2 rRNA genes are annotated in these 4,501 nt (G+C 57.5%); both read right to left on the bottom strand.

From position 1 onward, the window contains the following. A 23S ribosomal RNA gene (locus tag HTZ77_RS44855) occupies positions 1–2,524 on the bottom strand; the annotation flags it as partial. Between the two features lie 337 nt (positions 2,525–2,861). Then, positions 2,862–4,383, bottom strand: a 16S ribosomal RNA gene (locus tag HTZ77_RS44850). Between the last annotated feature and the right edge of the window lie 118 nt (positions 4,384–4,501).

Below are 4,501 nucleotides of genomic sequence, written 5' to 3'. Positions count from 1 at the left end.
ACACCTGATTGCCAACCAGGCTGAGGGAACCTTTGGGCGCCTCCGTTACCTTTTAGGAGGCAACCGCCCCAGTTAAACTACCCACCAGACACTGTCCCCGATCCGGATCACGGACCAGAGTTAGACGTTCAAAACGACCAGAGTGGTATTTCACCAATGACTCCACCCGAACTAGCGTCCGAGCTTCCCAGTCTCCCACCTATCCTACACAAGACGCTCCAAACGCCAATGTCAAGCTGTAGTGAAGGTCCCGGGGTCTTTCCGTCCTGCTGCGCGTAACGAGCATCTTTACTCGTAATGCAATTTCGCCGGGTCTGCGGTTGAGACAGCGGGGAAGTCGTTACGCCATTCGTGCAGGTCGGAACTTACCCGACAAGGAATTTCGCTACCTTAGGATGGTTATAGTTACCACCGCCGTTTACCGGCGCTTAAGTTCTCACCTTCGCACAGCAAGCTGCGCTAAGCGGTCCCCTTAACGTTCCGGCACCGGGCAGGCGTCAGTCCGTATACATCGTCTTACGACTTCGCACGGACCTGTGTTTTTAGTAAACAGTCGCTTCCCCCTGGCCACTGCGACCCCCACCAGCTCAGACAGCAAGTGCCATCACCAGCAGAGGTCCCCCTTCTCCCGAAGTTACGGGGGCAATTTGCCGAGTTCCTTAACCACAGTTCACCCGATCGCCTTGGTATTCTCTACCTGACCACCTGAGTCGGTTTAGGGTACGGGCCGCCACAACACTCGCTAGAGGCTTTTCTCGGCAGCATAGGATCATCCACTTCGCCACAATCGGCTCGGCATCACATCTCAGGAACATGCGAGGCGGATTTGCCTACCTCACTCCCTACATGCTTACCCCAGGACTACCATCGCCTGGGCTGGACTACCTTCCTGCGTCACCCCATCGCTTACCTACTACCCAATCAGGTCGAGCGTTCACTCTGACGGCCGTCCCGAAGGACAACCCGAGCTAAGGACTCTTAGTATCAAGGGGTTCGATATGGGCGCGTTGAAGCGGGTACGGGAATATCAACCCGTTGTCCATCGACTACGCCTGTCGGCCTCGCCTTAGGTCCCGACTTACCCTGGGCGGATTAGCCTGCCCCAGGAACCCTTGGTCATCCGGCGCGAGGGTTTCTCACCCTCGATTCGCTACTCATGCCTGCATTCTCACTCGCACAGCTTCCACGACTGGATCACTCCGCCGCTTCACCAGCTGCACGACGCTCCCCTACCCACCCACCACACATGGTGATGAGTGCCACGACTTCGGCGGTGTACTTGAGCCCCGCTACATTGTCGGCGCGGAATCACTTGACCAGTGAGCTATTACGCACTCTTTCAAGGGTGGCTGCTTCTAAGCCAACCTCCTGGTTGTCTCTGCGACTCCACATCCTTTCCCACTTAGCACACGCTTAGGGGCCTTAGTCGGTGATCTGGGCTGTTTCCCTCTCGACTACGAAGCTTATCCCCCGCAGTCTCACTGCCACGCTCTCACTTACCGGCATTCGGAGTTTGGCTGACGTCAGTAACCTTGTCGGGCCCATCGGCCATCCAGTGCTCTACCTCCGGCAAGAAACACGCGACGCTGCACCTAAATGCATTTCGGGGAGAACCAGCTATCACGGAGTTTGATTGGCCTTTCACCCCTACACACAGGTCATCCCCCAGGTTTTCAACCCTGGTGGGTTCGGTCCTCCACCCAGTCTTACCTGAGCTTCAACCTGCCCATGCGTAGATCACTCCGCTTCGGGTCTACAGCATGCGACTCAAACGCCCTATTCAGACTCGCTTTCGCTACGGCTCCCCCACACGGGTTAACCTCGCCACACACCATAACTCGCAGGCTCATTCTTCAAAAGGCACGCAGTCACATCACACACCAGCAAGCTGATGTAAGCTCCTACGGCTTGTAGGCACACGGTTTCAGGTACTATTTCACGACCCCTCACCGGGGCACTTTTCACCTTTCCCTCACGGTACTCGTGCACTATCGGTCATCAGGGAGTATTTAGGCTTACCAGGTGGTCCTGGCAGATTCACACAGGATTCCTCGAGCCCCGTGCTACTCGGGAACACCTCAAGAAGTCCATCCGATTTCGCCTACCCGGCTCTCACGGTCTACGGCGCCCCTTCCCAGAGGCTTCAACTATCGGAAGGATTTATAACTTCTCACAGTCTCGGCAGAAACTGTTAGAGGGTCCCACAACCCCGGACATGCAACGCCTGCCGGCTATCACACACGCCCGGTTTAGCCTCATCCGCTTTCGCTCACCACTACTCACGGAATCACATGTTGTTTTCTCTTCCTACGGGTACTGAGATGTTTCACTTCCCCGCGTTACCACCAACCGCCCTATACATTCAGGCGGAGGCAACACCACATGACTGGTGCTGGGTTTCCCCATTCGGACATCCCCGGATCAACGTCTGGTTGGCGACTCCCCGAGGCTTAACGCAGCCTCCCACGTCCTTCATCGGCTCCTGATGCCAAGGCATCCACCGTGTGCCCTAAAAAACTTGGCCACAAAGATGCTCGCGTCCACTATGCAAATCTCAAACAACAAACAGCAACCACCCGAACGACACCACCAACAGCGGCGCCTCGTAGTGGCCCTGTATGAGGTCTCACAGACTCGAAAGCCCGTTTCCTCAGGACCCAACAGTGTGTTCGACATCTCGTAACCCCCTGAACCGCCGTTCCCACTCCCGACCTCCGAAGAGATCAGGCGGTACTAGCCGGCCGGCGATCACGCCATGCCGAGTAGCCAGTGCTCCACTAATGAGCCGTCACGCATCAGACGTTCGCTGATGACCGTGACATGGACCAGGAGGTGTGAACCTTCTGGCCGGTGCTCCTTAGAAAGGAGGTGATCCAGCCGCACCTTCCGGTACGGCTACCTTGTTACGACTTCGTCCCAATCGCCAGCCCCACCTTCGACCGCTCCCCCCCTTGCGGGTTGGGCCACGGGCTTCGGGTGTTGCCGACTTTCGTGACGTGACGGGCGGTGTGTACAAGGCCCGGGAACGTATTCACCGCAGCGTTGCTGATCTGCGATTACTAGCGACTCCGACTTCATGGGGTCGAGTTGCAGACCCCAATCCGAACTGAGACCGGCTTTTAGGGATTCGCTCCGCCTCACGGCTTAGCAGCCCTCTGTACCGGCCATTGTAGCATGTTTGCAGCCCAAGACATAAGGGGCATGATGACTTGACGTCATCCCCACCTTCCTCCGAGTTGACCCCGGCAGTCCCCCATGAGTCCCCAGCACACCCGAAGGTGCCTGCTGGCAACATGGAGCAAGGGTTGCGCTCGTTGCGGGACTTAACCCAACATCTCACGACACGAGCTGACGACAGCCATGCACCACCTGTCACCCAGTCCGAAGAGGCGCCCATCTCTGAGCGTTTCCGGGTGATGTCAAACCTTGGTAAGGTTCTTCGCGTTGCGTCGAATTAAGCAACATGCTCCGCCGCTTGTGCGGGCCCCCGTCAATTCCTTTGAGTTTTAGCCTTGCGGCCGTACTCCCCAGGCGGGGCGCTTAATGCGTTAGCTCCGGCACGGAACCCGTGGAAGGGTCCCACACCTAGCGCCCAACGTTTACAGCGTGGACTACCAGGGTATCTAATCCTGTTCGCTCCCCACGCTTTCGCTCCTCAGCGTCAGGTAAGGCCCAGCAAGCCGCCTTCGCCACCGGTGTTCCTCCTGATATCTGCGCATTTCACCGCTACACCAGGAATTCCGCTTGCCCCTACCTACCTCTAGCCGGCCCGTATCCACCGCAGACCCGCAGTTAAGCTGCGGGCTTTCACGGCAGACGCGACCAGCCACCTACGAGCTCTTTACGCCCAATAATTCCGGACAACGCTTGCGCCCTACGTATTACCGCGGCTGCTGGCACGTAGTTAGCCGGCGCTTCTTCTGCAGGTACACGTCAACTTCGTCCCTGCTGAAAGAGGTTTACAACCCGAAGGCCGTCATCCCCCACGCGGCGTCGCTGCGTCAGGCTTTCGCCCATTGCGCAATATTCCCCACTGCTGCCTCCCGTAGGAGTCTGGGCCGTGTCTCAGTCCCAGTGTGGCCGGTCGCCCTCTCAGGCCGGCTACCCGTCGTCGCCTTGGTAGGCCACTACCCCACCAACAAGCTGATAGGCCGCGAGCCCATCCCCAACCGAAAAGACTTTCCACGTTCATGTCATGCGACAGAACGTCGTATCCGGTATTAGACCCAGTTTCCCGGGCTTATCCCAGAGTCGGGGGCAGGTTGCTCACGTGTTACTCACCCGTTCGCCGCTCGAGTACCCCGAAGGGCCTTTCCGCTCGACTTGCATGTGTTAAGCACGCCGCCAGCGTTCGTCCTGAGCCAGGATCAAACTCTCCATTAAAGGTCTGATACCCAACTAAAAAGGAATCCGTCACCGGCTTTCGCCGATATGACGGGGTCATGCATTGTTCATGCACTGGCTTTTAACACACTGTTGAGTTCTCAAGAAACGGACGCGT

This window comes from Nonomuraea montanisoli (genome assembly GCF_013363975.1).
Classification (GTDB): domain Bacteria; phylum Actinomycetota; class Actinomycetes; order Streptosporangiales; family Streptosporangiaceae; genus Nonomuraea; species Nonomuraea montanisoli.
This window is presented reverse-complemented; position numbering and strand designations above follow the sequence as displayed.